The following is a 17,467-nucleotide window of genomic DNA, read 5'->3' on the forward strand; positions in this document are numbered from 1 at the left end:
TGTCGGAGGACAACCTGCTCATTTGATGAACGAGAGTATTTTTTATGTGTGCGAAAAATTCAGCAGCTTTGTGTAGGATAATGGGTATAGGAGGGACTAATGTTGTATTTTCTACAACAATTCGCACGCTTAAAGGCTAATTTGCAGCTTGAAGTTGCATTTCGTACAACAATTCGAGCCCATTTGTTGCAAAATTGCTTGTATCGGGCCGAATTGTTGTACATTATACAACAACGAAGGGTGAGAGGCGGGATCTAGGCAGCAATTGTTGCACTTTATACAACATCATTCGGCCGAGAATACGGATTCATTCACTCATTCATCCGGCAACCTCAAACTCTCGCCCAAGGGCAGCGTAAGCTGTCTATTTGTGTAGAAAGTATAAGTTTTATCCCCAATAGGGATCTTTGGTCGTAGGCCAAAGTCTCTCCTTATTAATTTGGGTTGGAGCGAACTTTAACGAGAAGAACTCAGAAGTGATTACGGTTTTCTTCGATTATCTCCAATTCGTAAATTCCTGCAATTGTGCAGGTTTTTTCGGTCTTTTTTTAATTTCAGGGTGGTAAAGCTGAAAATTCCTGCATATTTGCAGGCTTTCTCTATTCAAACGATTTTTAGCAAAATACCTGCACTTTCACAGTTATTTTGGCTCTTGAATAATAGTTCTCCTCGACATGCCGCGTTGCGGCACCATGATGAATGAAAATTTTTAATTTTCAGGGCAGAAAGTATAAATTTTTATTACACTTCGCGTCATCAGAATTGACAAACGCGTTCGTCCAAGAAGGACGACGGAGTCGTTTATCCTTGTGTGATTCTCAAAGTGTTCAACGTCTCCATTCCCTCTATAAGAATTGCATACCCATATAAATAGCAACAGCCCATATCATACAAGCAGAAACCTTGTTTAATTTAGCAATGAATTGGCCTCTAGGATCACTCTTGCCCACCAGGCGTCCTGCGAACGCTAAACCGAAGAACCAGAGCCAGGAAACTAGAATAACGGTGCCAGCGAACACCCATTTTTCTCCGCCAACATATTGTAAGGAATTTGTACCGATGACTCCAATCGTATCCAGTATAGCGTGGGGATTCATTAATGATACAGATGCTGCAAACAGGATTTGTTTTTTTGGTTCATTTTCCCGTTGAGACGGCATTGAGCCAGGCTTACTCCTCCAGAGTACCCACCCCATATATATCAGGAAAAAGAATCCAAATCCATAGAGCGCTGCTTGAAGCCAAGCGAAGGTTAATACGACGAAAGAGACGCCTAAGACGGCCAATAAAATAAGGATCGTGTCACAAACCGACGCTGTCAGGATAACAGGTAGTGCTTTAAGGTAAGATGACCCACGGGCACCTTGGTTGAATACGAAAACATTTTGGACCCCTACAGGCAGAATGAGCCCAAAACCCAAAATAAGCCCATGCAAAATAGTTTCTAGCAAAACAATCTCTCCTATCTCGATGTCTAATTCCTCTCAAGTATAGAACAATCCTATCTTTTGTCTCCCTCCAAATGGATGGCGCATCACCCAACCAAATGTTATATTTGAGTTAGTAAGGAGAGGATCATAGCATGGACTGGAAACCGGACTTATCGTCGGAAACCCCTTTATATATTCAAATTAAAGATTTTATAAAAAATAAAATATCGCTAGGCGAATGGGCGGTTGGGACCAAAATTCCTTCACAGCGTGCGCTGGCCGAACGCTTTGACGTCAATCGAAGTACGGTTGTGACTGCATTGAGCGATTTGATTGCCGAGGGGTTACTGGAGGGCAACACCAAAGGGGGGACTAGAGTCATTAATAACTCTTGGAACCTTTTAGCCGCCTCGCCTCCCCCAGACTGGAGCTCTTACGTGCAAGCCGGCACTTATTATCCAAACCAGCCTGCGATACAGCACATTAATCGTGCCGAATTTCAAGCTGGCATTATCCGTTTGGGGACTGGGGAGCTTTCCCCAGAGCTGCTTCCTTCTGAACAAATGAAACAGATTTTTGAAAAAAGTTCATTGAATCCTTTCTCATTGGGCTATGAAGAACCTAAGGGAAATCAGTATTTGCGGGAACAAATAGCTGCTTACTTGCAGGGAATTGGCGTTCAAACTTCGCCCTCCAACATTCTGATCGTATCTGGCTCGCTCCAAGCGTTGCAGCTCATATCTATCGGACTACTGCAGCGAGGCTCATCCATCCTTCTGGAAAAGCCATCCTATCTGTATTCTGTCCATGTGTTTCAATCTAGTGCAATTAAGCTGGTTGGGCTACCCATGGATGAAGAAGGCATTCAGACGAATCAGATTAGCCGTTACAAAGAAGGCTATAACGCTTCTCTGCTCTACACCATTCCTACTTTTCATAATCCTACGAGCACGCTGATGTCAGAGCCTAGACGTCAAGAGCTGATGAGAATCTGCGCGGATGAGGGACTTCCAATTATTGAAGACGATGCCTATAGGGAGCTTTGGCTTGAAACGCCGCCGCCTCTGCCGTTAAAAGCAAGGGATCCCAATGCACTGATTCTCTATTTGGGGAGTTTGTCGAAGACCTTAAGTCCAGGACTAAGAATTGGTTGGGTGGTCGCCCCGGAACCTGTTATTGAACGGTTAGCCGATATCAAAATGCAGAACGATTACGGATCGAGCTCGGTATCCCAGTGGGCAGCAGCCGAATGGCTGGGCAGAGGCTTATATCAAGAGCATCTTGTTTATGTTAGAGAACAACTGAAGAGAAGACGGGATCTAACTGCTCAGTTGTTGAAGACCAATTTTACGGAGATTGCCTCATGGTCAGTGCCGGCAGGCGGTTTCTACATTTGGGTTCGCCTCACAGTGGACGTACCCATGCAAATGTTGTTTGAGCGCGCTTTGAAAGCAAGGATATTGCTGAACCCGGGTTCGATTTATGATAGAAATGCGGGTAGTTACTTGCGTATTTCCTATGCCTATGCCAAACATCATGAGCTTGAGTGGGGTATTGTACATTTGGCGGAGATGATTAAAGAGTTAGCTATGGTTAGTAAAAATAAATAAATTTCGGGGTGATCGGGTGTCTGTTAAAGGTTTGAATCATTTATTATTTTCAGTTTCTAATTTAGAGAATTCGATTTCGTTTTATCGACAGGTTTTTGATGCAAAGCTGTTAGTTAAGGGAAGAAATACGGCCTATTTTGATCTGAATGGCATGTGGCTTGCCCTGAATGTAGAACGAGATATTCCACGTAATGAAATAAACCATTCCTACACACACATTGCTTTTTCAATTGAAGAAGCTGACTTTGATAATCTCTATGAGAAACTCAACAAATTGCGCGTGAACATCCTTCCAGGTCGTCCAAGAGACGAGAAAGATAAGCGGTCTATTTACTTCACGGACCCAGATGGTCATAAGTTCGAATTTCATACAGGTACTTTACAGGACCGATTAGAATATTATAGACAGGAAAAAACACATATGGAGTTTAACGAAGAATAAGAATTTCTAAATTCCTGTGCGCATACCTTTTAGGAAGGTGTTTAACCTGATTATAAGGTCGCAGGAGGCTTTGACCGATGTATAAAATGATATGCCACTGGAACCGGTTGGACTGGAACTTCCCGAATCCTGGGATGAAACAGGAGTTCGAGACGAACCAATTCTGGAAAAAAGCGATGCCCGCGGGCGTCAAGATCGATCATCAAGGCAACTATTATGTTTCGGTCCCGCGGTGGGCGCACGGTATACCCGCTACAATGAACCGCATTGTCGTAAGGGAAGGAAAACCGCTGTTGGAAGCCTTCCCAAGCTGGGATTGGAATAAAGTTGGTAACGTTCAAGCGCTGCAATCCGTCCTCGGCTATGAGATAGATGAATATAACCGGATGTGGCTGCTGGATCAGGGCAAAATCGCTTATGCACCTTCTCCGGAAGGATCACAGAAGCTGGTCATATGGGACTTGAACACGAATAAGCTGCTAGACTCGATCGTCATTCCGAACGATATTGCGCCACTTCGAACTTCCTTCCTCAACGACGTCGTAATCGATAACAAGAATGGATTCGTTTACATCACGGATTCGGGGTCCGGTTGGCCAGATCACCCGCTGGATGGCGGGATCATCGTTTACAATATGCGAACGAGAACGTTCCGGCGGGTATTGGACCGGCATTACAGCACACAGGAATTTCCCGATTTCCATTTTCAAATCGATTATAAGCCTGTTTTTAAAGAGAAGCCAATGCGCATCGGCGCCGACGGCATAGCCTTGTCCGCAGACCGCAGCACGTTGTACTATTGCCAGGTAACCGGCCGTAATTTGTACGCTATCGATACCGTGCTTCTGAAAAACGATCAGACGCCTCTTGAGCAAATAAAAGATGCTGTGAAAGCGATCGGCAGCAAAGGCACTACCACAGACGGTATGCACGCAGACAATAAAGGCAATGTATTCTACACGATGCTAGAGGGAAAAGGGATCGGCTTCTACGATGCTAATGGTCGCAGGTTCCACAACTTTGTGTCGGACGACCGGATGCTATGGGTGGATGGGGTTGCTTTTGACCAGAAGGGCTCGATCATTTTTAACAATAATCGGCTTCACGAGATGTTCGGCGGCTACGAAATAGATTGGAGCTATCCATACAATCTGATTATTTGGAAAGCATATGTTGGGAGAGATGTTAAATCCTATCTGTATGCATAAATGCGATGGTAACCAGTCTAATTCAATAAAAGAGGGCTGCCCTCAAGTAGACTTTTTCTACTTTTGGGGCAGCCCTTTTTCTTGTGCTTTTTTTACTCCATACCGTCATGTTATTAAGAATGGTTCTGAATGATTGGATACCAATGGTTGTCCTTCTTTATAGTACAAATGAGGAGAAAGCAGGATAAAAAAGATATGAACATCGCGATAGCCATGCTCACTTAAAATCGTATAAAGTTGTTTAACAATGCTATCATGCAATTCCTGATCCCTTGGGAACATATATATTTCTAATGATAGAGGAGAGTTATTTAATTGTTCCACAAGAAGAAGTTCGATTTTTATTTTTTCTTGCACAACGCCTGTTAACTTCGAAAATTGTTGGATAACGGTAGTTGAAATCGAAGAAATGAAATCCTTTTGAAAACCTTTAAATCTGAGAAAAGGCATATGGGTTCCTTCTTTGCAAAATGGTTAGCGAATTTATTTATTTTAATAAAAAATGAACGTAAAAACAAATCTTTAATTAGATGAAACCATTCTCATAGTTAGATAAGTACCTAAACGGAACGATATATCTTATAATGAGATCGATCGTAATGTCTATTGTGGGGGTAAAGACAATGAGCAGCTTACCAAAACAATTCGTTCAAACATTAAGAGACGTCCATAAGGATAAGGCGGATGGATGGTTAAGAGATTTTGATAGGCTTATTTGTGATTCCGAAGAGCGTTGGCAAATGAAATTGATGTCTCCGTTTGATTTATCTTTTAATTATGTGGCTCCTGCTATACGGAAAGACGGAACTGAAGTTGTGGTGAAACTCGTCATTCCAGGTGATGAATTTGCATCTGAAGTGGGTGCCCTTAAACTTTTTAATGGGAATGGCATGGTTAAAATCATTGATGTAGATATCGAAAATGGGATTCTTATTCTTGAACGATTACTTCCTGGTAAAACACTAGCCGTATTAGAAAATGAGGAGGAAGCTGCACATATTGCCTCACAAGTGATGAAGAGATTATGGATTCCTGCACCTACTAATTCATCTAGCATTCCAACCACTTTCACGATGGAAAAGAAATTAATCCATATTTTAAAGAAAAATACAGAAGGTCTTGGTCCTATAACTAAGGAAATACTTCAAGAAGCAGTTGACACTTATAAATCTATGAACGCTATGCCGGATAAACCATTTTTACTTCATGGCGATTTACACCATTACAATATTTTGATGGCGGCTAGGGAACCTTGGTTAGCGATTGATCCTAAAGGGTTGATTGGCGACAGAGAATACGATGTCATTCAATATTTATTAAATAAATTGCCTAATGGAGATTCCACGAATGTCATTGAGAAGCGGATTGATATTTTGGTAAAAGAGTTGAACTTAGACAAAAAAAGATTGTTATCGTGGGGTTTTGCACATTCTGTTCTATCAACCTGTTGGACCGTTCAGGAGGATGGCAGGTATAGCGAGCCTTTTTATAAGGCTATTCAAGTTTTTAAGAGCTTGAACCAGAGATAGCGAAGACTTATAAATAAAGAAGGGCTGTACTAAGGTCCGTTAAGACTTTAGGGCAGCCCTTCTTATTCCTATTTTTGCTTTAGTCGTTAGAAAGCTTGAGAACCTCCAGCAGCTTGAAGAACAAGCTGAGCAGAATGGCAACAATAGTCGCCAGAGCCATACCTTTTAGTTCAAAATGTCCCAATTTCAAGGTTGCCCCGCTAAGGCCAATGACCAGAACAACGGTTGTTAGAATCAGATTGACCGGTTTGGAGTAATCGACTTTCGTTTCCACCAGCATCCGGATCCCCGAAGCGGCAATGATACCGAAGAGCAGCAAGGAAACGCCGCCCATGACAGGCGTTGGAATGGTTTGAATCAACGCTGAGATTTTCCCGACAAAGGAGAGCACAATCGCCAGGATCGCTGCGCCTCCGATAACCCACACAGAATAGACGCGGCTAATCGCCATGACACCGATATTTTCACCGTAAGTTGTATTTGGTGTTGAGCCTACTAAGGAAGACAGCATGGTAGAGATGCCATTTCCGAGTAAGGATCTACTTAATCCAGGGTCTTTGGATAAATCTTTTCCTACCATATTCCCGGTTACAATCAAGTGGCCGATATGCTCCGCTATGACAACTAAAGCAGCAGGAGCGATGATTAAAATACTCGCCAAATCGAATGTAGGGCTGTAGAATGTTGGAAGTCTGAACCACTGAGCAGCTCCCAATGTTTCTCCAATATGTACCAAGCCTAGTAATGCTGCGAGCAGGTAACCGGCAACAATGGCTACCAAAATCGGAATGACCTTCAAAAGTCCACGAAAAACAATGGAACCTACGACTCCTGCCAAAAATGTAAAAATAGAAACCGATATAACGATAGGATCGGGAACCCAGGCTTCTTTTAAATTAGCGGGCGGAATAATGCCTGCCATCGTGGCGGCTGTAGGGACCAATTCCAAACCAATAACGGCAACGATCGCTCCCATCGCAGCAGGTGGAAATACGACATCAATCCAGCGTGTTCCCACGACACGAATCAACAACGCTATGATCGTAAAAATCAATCCCACGACCAGAAATCCGCCTAACGCCGAACTATATCCTTTGGAAGCGAGGACGAGAAACACGGGGGAGAGGAAGGCGAAGCTTGACCCCAAAAAGGCGGGGATTTTGCCTTTTGTGATGAAAATATAAAGCAAAGTGCCTATCCCGTTCATCAACAGAATAGTAGCTGGATCGACATGAAACAAAATAGGGACCAGCACGGTGGAGCCAAACATAGCAAATAAATGCTGCAAACTAAGGGGAATGCTTTCGCCTATGGAGGGGCGTTCATCAACTTGAATAATACGAGACACGGTGGGAACTCCCTTCTATAAAGTTATCGTACGATATCTTACCATAATTCGAATGAAAAGAAGAGATAATTTATGATGCCTTACCCTGAAGGGAAGATCACGATCGGCTGATTTGGGATGGCAGGGAATTCATAATAGTTAACGAATGGTGTATAGTGAAGGATTCTATAGTTGGAGGATAACAATGGATATTACCGTGATGACGTTTAACCTGCGGGTTAATGTCAAGCAGGATGGCGACAATGCATGGCCGAACCGGATCACTGAAGCGGCTGAGGCTATCAAAAAAGCAGGAGCAGCGATTGTATGTACGCAGGAGGGAATGCACGCTATGCTGCAGGATCTGCAGGCGCATCTATCGGAATATGCTTGGCTCGGTAATGGCCGGCAGGGAGGGAATGAAGACGAACATTGCGCCGTCTTCTATCATCGCGGTTTGTTGAAACCAGTCGAAAGCGGGAACTTCGGTCTATCCGAATTTCCTGAACAGCTCGGTTACTTGAGCTGGAACGCTGGCTGTCCGCGAATATGCACCTGGGTACGGCTGAAGCAGCAAGACGGACAGGAGTTGTACGTGTTCAATACTCACTTGGATCATATGAGTGAGGAAGCAAGAACGAACGGCATCCAGCTTATTGTAGAACGAATCCGCACCATGAAAGGCCGAGACGGGATTCCGGCAATTTTGACGGGTGATTTTAACTGCGGCCCAAGCAGCGAAGTAATCGGAATTCTGACACAAGCGGGACTTTGTGACGCTTACGGGGAGGACAAAGATGTAGGCTGCACCTGGCATGACTTTAACGGCGGTGACACGGGAGAGCCGATAGATTACATTTTCGTGACGCCCGAAATTCAAGTGAATGCATTCAACGTCGACCGAAGCAAGTACAATGGTCGTTATCCGTCAGACCATTATCCAGTCGTGGCGAGTGTGCGATTGTAGCTTGGAAAAGCTTTTGCTGCATACTGCATTGAATAGATAATAAGACAAAGGGAAGATCTCTGACGTTACCCATCAGGAGGCTTTCCCTTTGCACCAGGTCCGATTAACACGGAGCTTTTCAGCAAAATGCACATCAACAAGGAGCTGCGACTTTGGCTCTTTTTTGATTATCAGATAGAAATGAAACATTAGAGCGCCCAATATAGTAGTACAATGAGAAGAATGTCGATTGTATCGACCATATTATGGTAAAAGAGCAAGATGGATTTTATTTAGAGGAGAGTGATGAATTGAAATTTTTAAAAAATAATTTTTATGTGGTATATGCGGTAATATTAGCGGTAGTATCGATGTTCACACAAGAAATAGTCACTTTTATTATGCTTGGATTCGTTTTCATGGCTTTGTTGAATATTAATACTACGCTGCAAAAGATACTTGAAAAATTAACCAAAAACTAAGCAAGGCTGTTGCTAGAAGGGAAATTGACGGCGAGCAGAATTCTGACCTTCTGAAGTTAAGCAGTCCAGCTCGTCGAGCACTCGCTAGTGCTGGATACTTGCGGCTAGAGCAGTTCAGCAAGCTCACCGAAGCCGAGATCTTGAAGTTGCATGGAATGGGACCAAAGGCGCTGAAACAGATACGTCAAGCCCTCGCCGCCAAGGGGCAGTCGTTCGACGATGGCTCTTGAGGCAAATTAGGTTGACAACTCACTTTGCGCTGGAAATAGGCAGAGACCTATCAATATTTACACTCTCTTTTGGACACTCTCGTCGGAGAGTGTTTTTGGTTTTGAGCATATAAGGAGACCGTGACTTGGCCTGGGGTAATTGGAGTGCACCTTATTTTGAGGTAGCGATAACGTAGCAGGTAACCTTCCGTGCCTTCCGATGCTTGTAACTTTAATGCAAAAAGTGCAGCTAATTTCTGCTCAAACAAGCTTTCGCTCCCCAGAAGCTGCAAAAACTGCATCAAAATAAACCGATTTAGGCTCAAAGTGCCAGGTTATTCCGAAATTTGATGTACAAAATGCATGATAACTCGCCCAATGAGTCACTTTTAAAAAAATTAATGTACTTTTTACATCTATGCTTGTCGAGAGTCACCCCCTACCCAAGCCATCTTACAGGGGTTGCCCAAAACCACATTGGTTGATTGTTTCTTTGCCCTTTGCTGCATCGAATTTGCCCAATAGAACATCGTCGATACGTTATTTGGTCGAAAACACTCGAAATCATGCATCGGCGTTCTGCTTATTGGAGGTCTATCAATTCATTGAAGAATTTATAGCCCAAGTATAAAATCGGCATATTTATCCAAACTATAGTTGATGGAGGTGATCAATTTGAAAGACAAATCCCAATCCAACCATAATGAGCCGACAATTGCACCGGGTATGAACATGCATGATCCTCTTGAGAAAAAAGCAACGGAAGAAGATATCGAAAAAGGCGATGCTACTTCAGTGACTCGTTTATACTTGGATCGTACACCAGAAGACTAATAAGTATCGGAACTTGGCCAAGAAAATGAACTTCTTTGGGGGAATAGATTTGACAATTAATATTAAACCTAGGCAGCCTAAAAAATGCCAAGGATGCATATGGGGCCATTGGGATGGTATGAAACAGTATTGTCCTAAACTAAAATGTATTAAGACAGACTTAGATTAAAGTTATTCATAATCTCCCTTTGGCCGAAATGGCTAACGGGATTTTGTTCGTAGATAAGAAAGTATAAGTTTTATACTTTTGCTTCGCATCTACCTTGACAAACGCGCTCGTCCCTTAAGAACGACGGAGTCGTTTATCCTTGTATGTAATCCAGAAAAAAAATAAGAGGGATGAAAGGTTGACTTCTACATGATTGGCATCCTAACTCAAAGGAACGGACGAATATGATGACGAATCCCGACATTCCGTTTTCCCGCAATTGGCCTCTACACTTGATGATCTTCGTGTTTGCTGTCTATTGGGGATTCACGGCCATCTCACCGACTGACCGGATACAATGGCTTATGGAAAGCATACTTCCCATTCTCGCCCTGCTTGTTCTCGCTTTCACTTATAAAGTTTTTCGTTTCTCTAACGTTTCCTATTTATTCATGTTTATTTTTCTTTGCTTACATACTTATGGGGCCCATTATACCTATCAGGGAACACCGTTTGACAATTGGCTGAAGGCTTCGTTTCATACCCAGAGAAGCTACTACGATCGGGTCGTTCATTTCGCATTCGGTTTGTTCTGGACATATCCGTTCCGTGAATTGCTAACCCGGGCCGCCTCTCAGCGTGGTTTTTGGTCTTATGTCATTCCCGCGGCAGTCGTGTTCAGTTGCAGCGCCTGTTTCGAAATCATAGAGATGGGGGCTGCTTTTGTAGCTGGACAACACGGAGAGGAATATGTCGGGCTGCAAGGTGATCCCTTTGATACTCAAAAAGACATGGGACTTGGATTAACCGGAGCGGTTATTTCAATGAGTATGCTTGCATGGGTTTTGTGGCGGAAAAAAGTGAAAAAGAAACAATGATTCGAGAATCATTGACGCACACTATTTCGCAACTTATGATGGGAGTAACTACAGTTGAATGAGAGGAGAGACCCTAATATGATAGCTTTCGCACGACCTCCCTGCTAAGACGTAACCGCTAGTCCGCCGCGAGCGCCCCCTGATTTGATTGAGCCTAATCAGCCAATCAGATTTAGGAGAGGAGCTCCTTCATGGACTACACAGCCAATCTTCAAAAACTATTTGCACTCCGCTTCTTTTCCAGCCTTATCCCTGCCTACGTCATTGAGAGGCTATTCTGGGAGGAGCGGGGTATGACCATTCAGATGGTCGTTTATACCGAAATTATTTACGCCCTGACTATCGTCCTGCTGGAGATTCCGACCGGCATTATAGCCGACAAGTGGGGCCGAAAAAGGATGCTAGTACTAAGCGCCCTCTTGGCGTGCTGTGAGTTTCTGATTCTACTTTATGCGACGGAATTCTGGCACTTTGTCTTGGTTGTTCTCTTGGCGGGCGTGAGCCACTCGGCCAGCAGCGGCTCAGAAAATGCTCTGCTTTATGACTCCTTAATGCTGCAAGGCAAGGCTTCTTCGTTCGAAAAACAACTGGGCAGATTGAATGCCTGTAACTTCGTATCCGCCATACTCGCCGCCTTGTGCGGAAGCTTGCTCGCAAGTAAATTCGGCCTCGAGCTGAACTATTGGATATCACTCGGGAGCGCGCTAATCGCCTTGGCCATCTCATTGCTATTGATTGAACCGGCTGCCGAAGACAGCGCTTTTGTCGAGGAAGCAATTCCTTTCAAGACATATATCGCGATGTCCCTGCGCTTTTTCCGAACGAACCCAAGTGTCTCCCTAGTGATGCTTTCAGCCATGGTGACAGGCGCCGCGATGGGGTATATTGAAGAGTTCTGGCAGTTATACGTGAGCAGATTGGGTATACCGGTTGTATACTTCGGCGTGTTATCCGCTGCGATCATGCTGCTGCAGCTCCCAGGAAATCTGATGGCACACGCGCTGATTCGTATGTTCAGCTACAGGACACTGATTTTCTTTATCATGGCTATTTTGGCTGTCGGCTTCACCTATGTTTCCATAAGTAAGGACTTCGTCGGCCTCACAGCAATGCTCATTATATGCTTGTTCTCTGGCGTGATGGAGCCAATCGCTTCTGGCTACTTGCATCACCGAACCACTTCCTCGATGCGGGCGACGATCGATTCTTTCCAATCGTTAGGAGAGAATCTCGTGCACACGCTCGCAGGTCTTGGTTTCGGCTACTTCGCTTCAAAGTATGATGTGTTCGGCGGCTATGGCTTTATTGCACTAATATGCTACGCTTTTCTCGTTTGGTTCATTGGCGCATCCCGTAAAATTGAATAATAACCATTATGCAACAAGAGACGGCAGCCCTTATTGGCTGTCGTCTTTCTTTATAAAAGCTTAGGCGATGATGTTATTGACGAGACGAAGTTGTCGCGGTAAAGTACAATTGATTGCATGTTAAGGGGGAAGGGTGACCATATGACGAATAGCGGGAAATTCGCATGGACATGGACAATACGTGAAGAAGATTTAGAGGAATACGTGACTATGCATCTGGCTCCATGGCCGGAAATTATGGAAGAGCACACGAAAGCCGGGATTAGGGATTACTCGATTTTTCAAAATGGAGCTCAATTTTTTTATTGCTTCTTGTGTGATGATGTAGAAGCTGCTTTCGCTTATTTAGCAGAAAGCGAAGCTTGTAATCGATGGAATGCGATTACTTCGAAGATGGTCGTCGGTTCCTTCGACTTCCGCGAAGCGGTGCCAATCCAACCGATGCGTGAAGTGTTTTATTTGAAATAGATAGAAGAAGAGCCATGGAAAGCAGCAGCTTCCTATGGCTCTTTCTATTTCTATCCTGGCATCTCTGATCCCGGTGTAACCGGAATCGTAATTTCCACTTCCGTACCCTCGCTGGGAACGCTCCGATACGTCAAATTCGCCGGCTCTCCGAAATAATGGCGAATGCGCTCAATGACGTTTTTGACGCCGTATCCGCTGCCGCTAATTTTGCTGCGGCTCGTGCCCGTCATAATGTCTTCGACCTGGTTGGCGCGCATGCCAACTCCGTCGTCTTTGATAATAAGGTGAATGTTATCATCAATCCTAGCGCCACTAATCATAATCGTACCTTCACGGTGAGTACGGCCAAGAATACCATGCAGGATCGCATTTTCTACGATGGGCTGCAAAGTAATCTTCGGAATCGCGTTATCTAACAGCTCCTCCGGCACATGGATCTGAAAATCAATCTTATTTTCAAATCGGATATTCTGAATCTGTACGTAAAAAGAAACATGCTTTAGTTCCTCACGGAGCGAAATAATATCTTTCCCGCTGCTTAAGCTGACTTTGTAGAAACGGGCTAGCGCCTTGACGACCTTTTTGATGTCTGTGTTAAGACCGCTGTCAGCCATCCAGTTAATGAGGTCGAGCGTATTATACAGGAAGTGTGGATTGATTTGCGATTGAAGTGCTTTCAGCTCCGCATTTTTTACTTCTTGTCCTAATCGATAGTGCTCTTTATTCATAGAGCTAATTTGTTCAATCATGTAGTTGTAGGTCTGAATCAGCTCTCCAATTTCATCTTTACCTTGCGTCTGAGCCAGTGCGATCAGATTACCTTTCTGTACATCTCGCAAACGGCTTGTTAATTGTGAAATACGTCTTGTGACCGAGAAGGAGAATAAATAGGCTAACAGGTAAGCAAGGCTGCTAACAATTAGCAAAATAACTAGCAAGTCATTGCGCAGCTCATGGCTCTGCTGAACGACTTCATCTAGTGGAATAACCGTCACCATGCCCCAATTCGAAGGAAGCTGACGGTATAAATAATAGTTATTTTTGCTTTGCCAATTCATCGTAACCGCGTCGCTGGCGCTATTCGGCAGGGTAAAGTCGGATAGGGTCATAGGTTCAGATGCAAGCACGATCTGATGATTCTGGTCGACTAAGAAGGTGGCGCTTTTCTTCACCACGTTGGCTTTTTTAAGCATGGAGCGCAGTGTCTCCGCCTGTACATCCACACGCAGCTGGCCGATGGGCACGGAATAATTGTTTGGATCCAGAATGCTCCTAACCACATAGAGGGAGGAGTTATCATGGGTAGCGTTAGAACCTAATTCCGGAGGCGAGCACCATAAATATTTGGCATGCAGTTCATTTAAGCGAGCAAAGCAAGGGCTGTCAACTGTCTGTTCGATAGGCAGGAAATTTTCCGATTCGTTGGAGAAAATAAACGCCTTCGGCACATAGAGGATGACCCGTGAAATATCAAGACTATCCTGCATGGATCGGAGTAGCTGCTTCAAATTACTATAATCTTGCAGTTCACGATTAATATTCTGTGTGATACTCGTGTCCATTAAGATTTCAGAAATAGTTGTGTTTGAAACCAGAATATTCGTCGTTTCAGCAATTCGCTGTACGCGGTAGCTGAGGAACGAATAGGTTTGGTCGAAGCCCTGCTTGGCCGAATACGTCACATGATTGATGATGATGGCTGACATTTTATCCGAAGCAATGAATTGATAGAAGCCAAGCGGAATCATAATCAGCAGCAAATAGGTAACCATGATTTTATGCCGCAATTTCGCGTTGTACAGCCATTTGCGTATCGTTTGAATCAAAGTAAACATCATAGCTGGCAGCGCTCCCGGTACTCGGAAGGTGTCATCCCCGTAGATTTGCGGAATATTTTCGCGAAATGCTCCCCATCTTTAAACCCCACCTGTGAAGCGACGTCGAGTACTTTCAAGCGATTATTTCGGAGCAAATCCTTCGCCTTTTCCATCCGGTATTCGGTGACGTACTGCTTAATGGTTTTGCCAGTTGCTTCTTTGAAAATCGAGATCAGATGCGAGGCAGTCATTTGCATATGATCACTGACATCTTGAACAGACAAGTTATCCTCAGCAAAATGCTGATGAATGTAACGAATGATCCGCGAGCTGGCAGATGACATGGTTCCGTTCCCGCGTTCTCGGAAGGATTGCTTTAGCTCATCCAGCTTCTGAATGATTACCTGGTGGATATCATCTAGGAAGTGACATTCCAGAATAAGCTTCCACGGCACATTATTTTCTTCCGAGACATCGAACAGGATGACATTTCGGCTGCGAGCAAATTTATCCATTTCCAAAGCAAAACGATAATAGAGCTCTTTGACGCTTACAATTAGCGTTCCAGGATGCTTGTGAATGTCTGTGGCGACCGTGGACAATAAACGGGAAATGTCTTCAAAGTTCTCTTCAACAAGTGCTTCTTGAAACCTGTTGAATAAATCAGCCGGCGCTTGATAATGCTCAGAATGCACGTCGCCGCCATAACTGTCATGCAGAATGACGGAGCATGGTTTATGAAAAAATGACTCCTGAAGACGAAGGACAGCACTTGTATATGACTCCTGCAGCCGTTTAGCGGTAGGAACTATTTTCCCCGCGGCAACGGAGAAGGAATGAAATTCCTTTTTTAAGGCAGAAGAGAGCTCGTAACAAACGTGGTGCAATCCACTGCTTTCTAAAGGCTCTATGCCGCTCGAAAATAAATGAAGGATAACATGATTGTCATCTTTCAGTGCATACAAGATCGGGTTTTCGAAGGTGGTCAATGCTGATTCAATAGTGGAACTGATGATTTCTTTGGTTGGTTGCGGCGTGATTAACTTGGCCAAGATCGTAACGGCCGGAGACTGAAGCGATGCCTCGAATCCAACGGCCATTAGTCGCTTAATTAGCAATTCCTCGTCAAATCCCCCGCGAATGAGCTGGAGAGCTGCTTCTTGCTTGATATAGCTCTTATTATCTCTGGCTACCGCATCGTTCGCCAAGTGCCGCTGCTCTTCCAAGCATATGGCTATTGCGTTTCGCAACGCTTCTTCCAGCTCCTCGATATCAATCGGCTTCTCTACATAGCTGACTGCTTTCAACGATATCGCTGCTTTTAAGTAGTCTTTATCTGCGTAACCGCTCATAAATACAATTTTGCAAAGTGGATACTTGCGGCGAAGGTGAGTGGCAAGTTCAATGCCGTCCATGCGCGGCATCCGAATATCCGTCAGCACAATGTCCGGTTGGAATTGCTCAGCGATAGCAACAGCTTCAAGACCATCGACCGCCTCAACAACCTCTTTAATCCCGAGCTCCTCCCATTCAATCGACTTACGAATGCCTTCTCTCGTGAATTTTTCATCCTCTGCGAAAAGAAGTTTCATAGTTAAAATCGCCCCCAAGAATTTTCAAAGAAACTTATGATGTAAGCCTAAACGAGCTCGTCCTAGAGGACGGCGGAATCGTTTATCCTAGTGTAGCTTAAGATTAGCGCATATTAGAAAGCAAAGCCACTATCTTAGGGGCTATCTGCAAAAGTTACAGGGAATCGATATTTTGTCGGGTTACTACGCTGCATGGAACCTGTTAATTTAGTAACAGGAGAGACAACTAGAACCGGATGGGGGAACGAATAAAGATGAGAACAGGACTCCTGTATCGACTCAAGTCAAAGAAAACACTGCTGTTCATGATTGCTCCGGCAGTCCTTTACTTCTTGCTTTTCAGCTATGTACCGATGGCCGGTATCGTGCTTGCGTTCAAGCAGTACCGCTATGATTTGGGCATTATGAACTCACCATGGGTGGGATTTGATAACTTCAAATTCTTCTTCATGACGGGTGATGCGTTTAAAGTCACGCGGAACACGATGCTTTACAATGCCGCTTTTATCCTTATTAATAATGTGCTGCAAATTGTGGTGGCGATCCTGATGGCCGAAATCGGCTCGAAACTGTTTCGCAAAACGGCGCAAACCCTTATGTTTCTACCGTATTTCTTATCCTGGGTCGTGGTTGGTGCTGTAGCGTACAATCTATTCAATTACGAGCATGGAACTGTGAACACACTGCTTCGCTCCTTACATATTCCTGAGCTTGATATTTATACAACTCCTGAATATTGGAAGTATATTCTCGTCTTTTTCTCAGCGTGGAAAGCAGTTGGTTATGGCGCAGTGTTTTACATGGCATCCATTCTGAGTATTGACCGTGAAACGTATGAAGCTGCTGAAATTGACGGCGCCAATGTGTTTCAAAGGATTCGCTATATTACGATTCCGTCCTTGCGTCCAACTATAACAATTCTTGTTCTACTAGCGATTGGCGGTATTTTCCGAGGAGATTTCGGATTATTTTATCAGCTTGTGGGCAACAATGGTTTGCTGTATCAAACGACGGATGTCATTGACACGTATGTGTATCGTTCACTTCTGGTCAACAATGAAATCGGGATGTCGTCAGCGATTGGCTTCTATCAATCCATCCTCTGTTTTGCGACCATTATGGTAACAAATTTCCTTGTGCGTAAGTCGGATAAAGAGAATGCCTTATTTTAAACAGAATG

General features: G+C 44.2%; 16 protein-coding genes. 11 read left to right on the top strand and 5 right to left on the bottom strand.

From position 1 onward, the window contains the following. Positions 1-845: 845 nt before the first annotated feature. Positions 846-1,451, bottom strand: a complete 606-nt coding sequence (locus ASG93_RS30835; RefSeq protein WP_056838494.1) for a LysE/ArgO family amino acid transporter — start codon at positions 1,449-1,451, stop codon at positions 846-848. A gap of 131 nt (positions 1,452-1,582) precedes the next feature. Here ASG93_RS30835 and ASG93_RS30840 point away from each other — a divergent pair, with 131 nt between their 5' ends. The 3 genes from ASG93_RS30840 to ASG93_RS30850 all read left to right on the top strand — a co-directional run bounded on the left by ASG93_RS30840 (position 1,583) and on the right by ASG93_RS30850 (position 4,690). Beyond that, positions 1,583-3,040, top strand: a complete 1,458-nt coding sequence (locus ASG93_RS30840) for a PLP-dependent aminotransferase family protein (RefSeq protein ID WP_056838496.1) — start codon at positions 1,583-1,585, stop codon at positions 3,038-3,040. 16 nt (positions 3,041-3,056) lie between these two features. Beyond that, positions 3,057-3,482 carry a FosM family fosfomycin resistance protein gene (gene fosM / locus ASG93_RS30845; protein WP_056838499.1) on the top strand — a complete coding sequence of 142 codons (426 nt, stop codon included), beginning with the start codon at positions 3,057-3,059 and terminating at the stop codon, positions 3,480-3,482. A 77-nt stretch (positions 3,483-3,559) separates the two neighbouring features. Further along, positions 3,560-4,690, top strand: coding sequence for a major royal jelly family protein (locus ASG93_RS30850; RefSeq protein ID WP_235551022.1), 1,131 nt, complete (start codon positions 3,560-3,562; stop codon positions 4,688-4,690). 105 nt (positions 4,691-4,795) lie between these two features. Here ASG93_RS30850 and ASG93_RS30855 read toward each other — a convergent pair whose 3' ends face one another. Beyond that, entirely contained in the window at positions 4,796-5,140 is a 345-nt protein-coding gene (locus ASG93_RS30855; protein ID WP_056838500.1) for a DUF1904 family protein, read from the bottom strand. Between the two features lie 173 nt (positions 5,141-5,313). On the opposite strand from ASG93_RS30855, the gene ASG93_RS30860 reads away from it, so the two are divergent. After that, complete coding sequence (locus ASG93_RS30860; protein ID WP_056838502.1) at positions 5,314-6,219, top strand: aminoglycoside phosphotransferase family protein; 906 nt, start codon at positions 5,314-5,316, stop codon at positions 6,217-6,219. A gap of 79 nt (positions 6,220-6,298) precedes the next feature. On the opposite strand, the gene uraA is transcribed toward ASG93_RS30860, so the two are convergent. Next, the gene (gene uraA / locus ASG93_RS30865) at positions 6,299-7,567 is read right to left on the bottom strand and encodes a uracil permease (protein WP_056838505.1); all 1,269 of its coding nucleotides are present in this window, start codon (positions 7,565-7,567) and stop codon (positions 6,299-6,301) included. Positions 7,568-7,751: 184 nt separating this feature from the next. On the opposite strand from uraA, the gene ASG93_RS30870 reads away from it, so the two are divergent. From ASG93_RS30870 to ASG93_RS30890, 6 genes are all read left to right on the top strand, one after another. Next, entirely contained in the window at positions 7,752-8,513 is a 762-nt protein-coding gene (locus tag ASG93_RS30870; protein WP_056838507.1) for an endonuclease/exonuclease/phosphatase family protein, read from the top strand. A gap of 511 nt (positions 8,514-9,024) precedes the next feature. Beyond that, positions 9,025-9,204 carry a DNA-directed RNA polymerase subunit alpha C-terminal domain-containing protein gene (locus ASG93_RS34650; RefSeq protein ID WP_321166714.1) on the top strand — a complete coding sequence of 60 codons (180 nt, stop codon included), beginning with the start codon at positions 9,025-9,027 and terminating at the stop codon, positions 9,202-9,204. Positions 9,205-9,858: 654 nt separating this feature from the next. Further along, positions 9,859-10,017 carry a hypothetical protein gene (locus ASG93_RS35790; RefSeq protein ID WP_162262892.1) on the top strand — a complete coding sequence of 53 codons (159 nt, stop codon included), beginning with the start codon at positions 9,859-9,861 and terminating at the stop codon, positions 10,015-10,017. Positions 10,018-10,410: 393 nt separating this feature from the next. Then, positions 10,411-11,043, top strand: a complete 633-nt coding sequence (locus tag ASG93_RS30880; RefSeq protein WP_056838511.1) for a DUF2238 domain-containing protein — start codon at positions 10,411-10,413, stop codon at positions 11,041-11,043. Between the two features lie 191 nt (positions 11,044-11,234). Continuing rightward, the gene (locus tag ASG93_RS30885; protein WP_056838513.1) at positions 11,235-12,410 is read left to right on the top strand and encodes an MFS transporter; all 1,176 of its coding nucleotides are present in this window, start codon (positions 11,235-11,237) and stop codon (positions 12,408-12,410) included. A gap of 141 nt (positions 12,411-12,551) precedes the next feature. Further along, positions 12,552-12,878: an L-rhamnose mutarotase gene (locus tag ASG93_RS30890; protein ID WP_056838515.1), complete on the top strand. Its 327-nt coding sequence runs from the start codon at positions 12,552-12,554 to the stop codon at positions 12,876-12,878. Between the two features lie 50 nt (positions 12,879-12,928). Here the strand turns inward: ASG93_RS30890 and ASG93_RS30895 are convergent, their stop codons facing one another. Beyond that, a complete protein-coding gene (locus ASG93_RS30895) occupies positions 12,929-14,716 on the bottom strand; it encodes a sensor histidine kinase (protein WP_056838517.1) in 1,788 nt (595 codons plus the stop codon). Next, entirely contained in the window at positions 14,713-16,287 is a 1,575-nt protein-coding gene (locus ASG93_RS30900; protein WP_056838524.1) for a response regulator, read from the bottom strand. The genes ASG93_RS30895 and ASG93_RS30900 overlap by 4 nt, the downstream gene beginning before the upstream one ends. A 254-nt stretch (positions 16,288-16,541) precedes the next feature. Between ASG93_RS30900 and ASG93_RS30905 the strand changes: the two genes are divergently transcribed. Continuing rightward, positions 16,542-17,459, top strand: coding sequence for an ABC transporter permease (locus ASG93_RS30905; protein WP_056838526.1), 918 nt, complete (start codon positions 16,542-16,544; stop codon positions 17,457-17,459). Positions 17,460-17,467 lie beyond the last annotated feature (8 nt).

The organism is Paenibacillus sp. Soil787 (assembly GCF_001429545.1).
GTDB lineage: Bacteria > Bacillota > Bacilli > Paenibacillales > NBRC-103111 > Paenibacillus_E.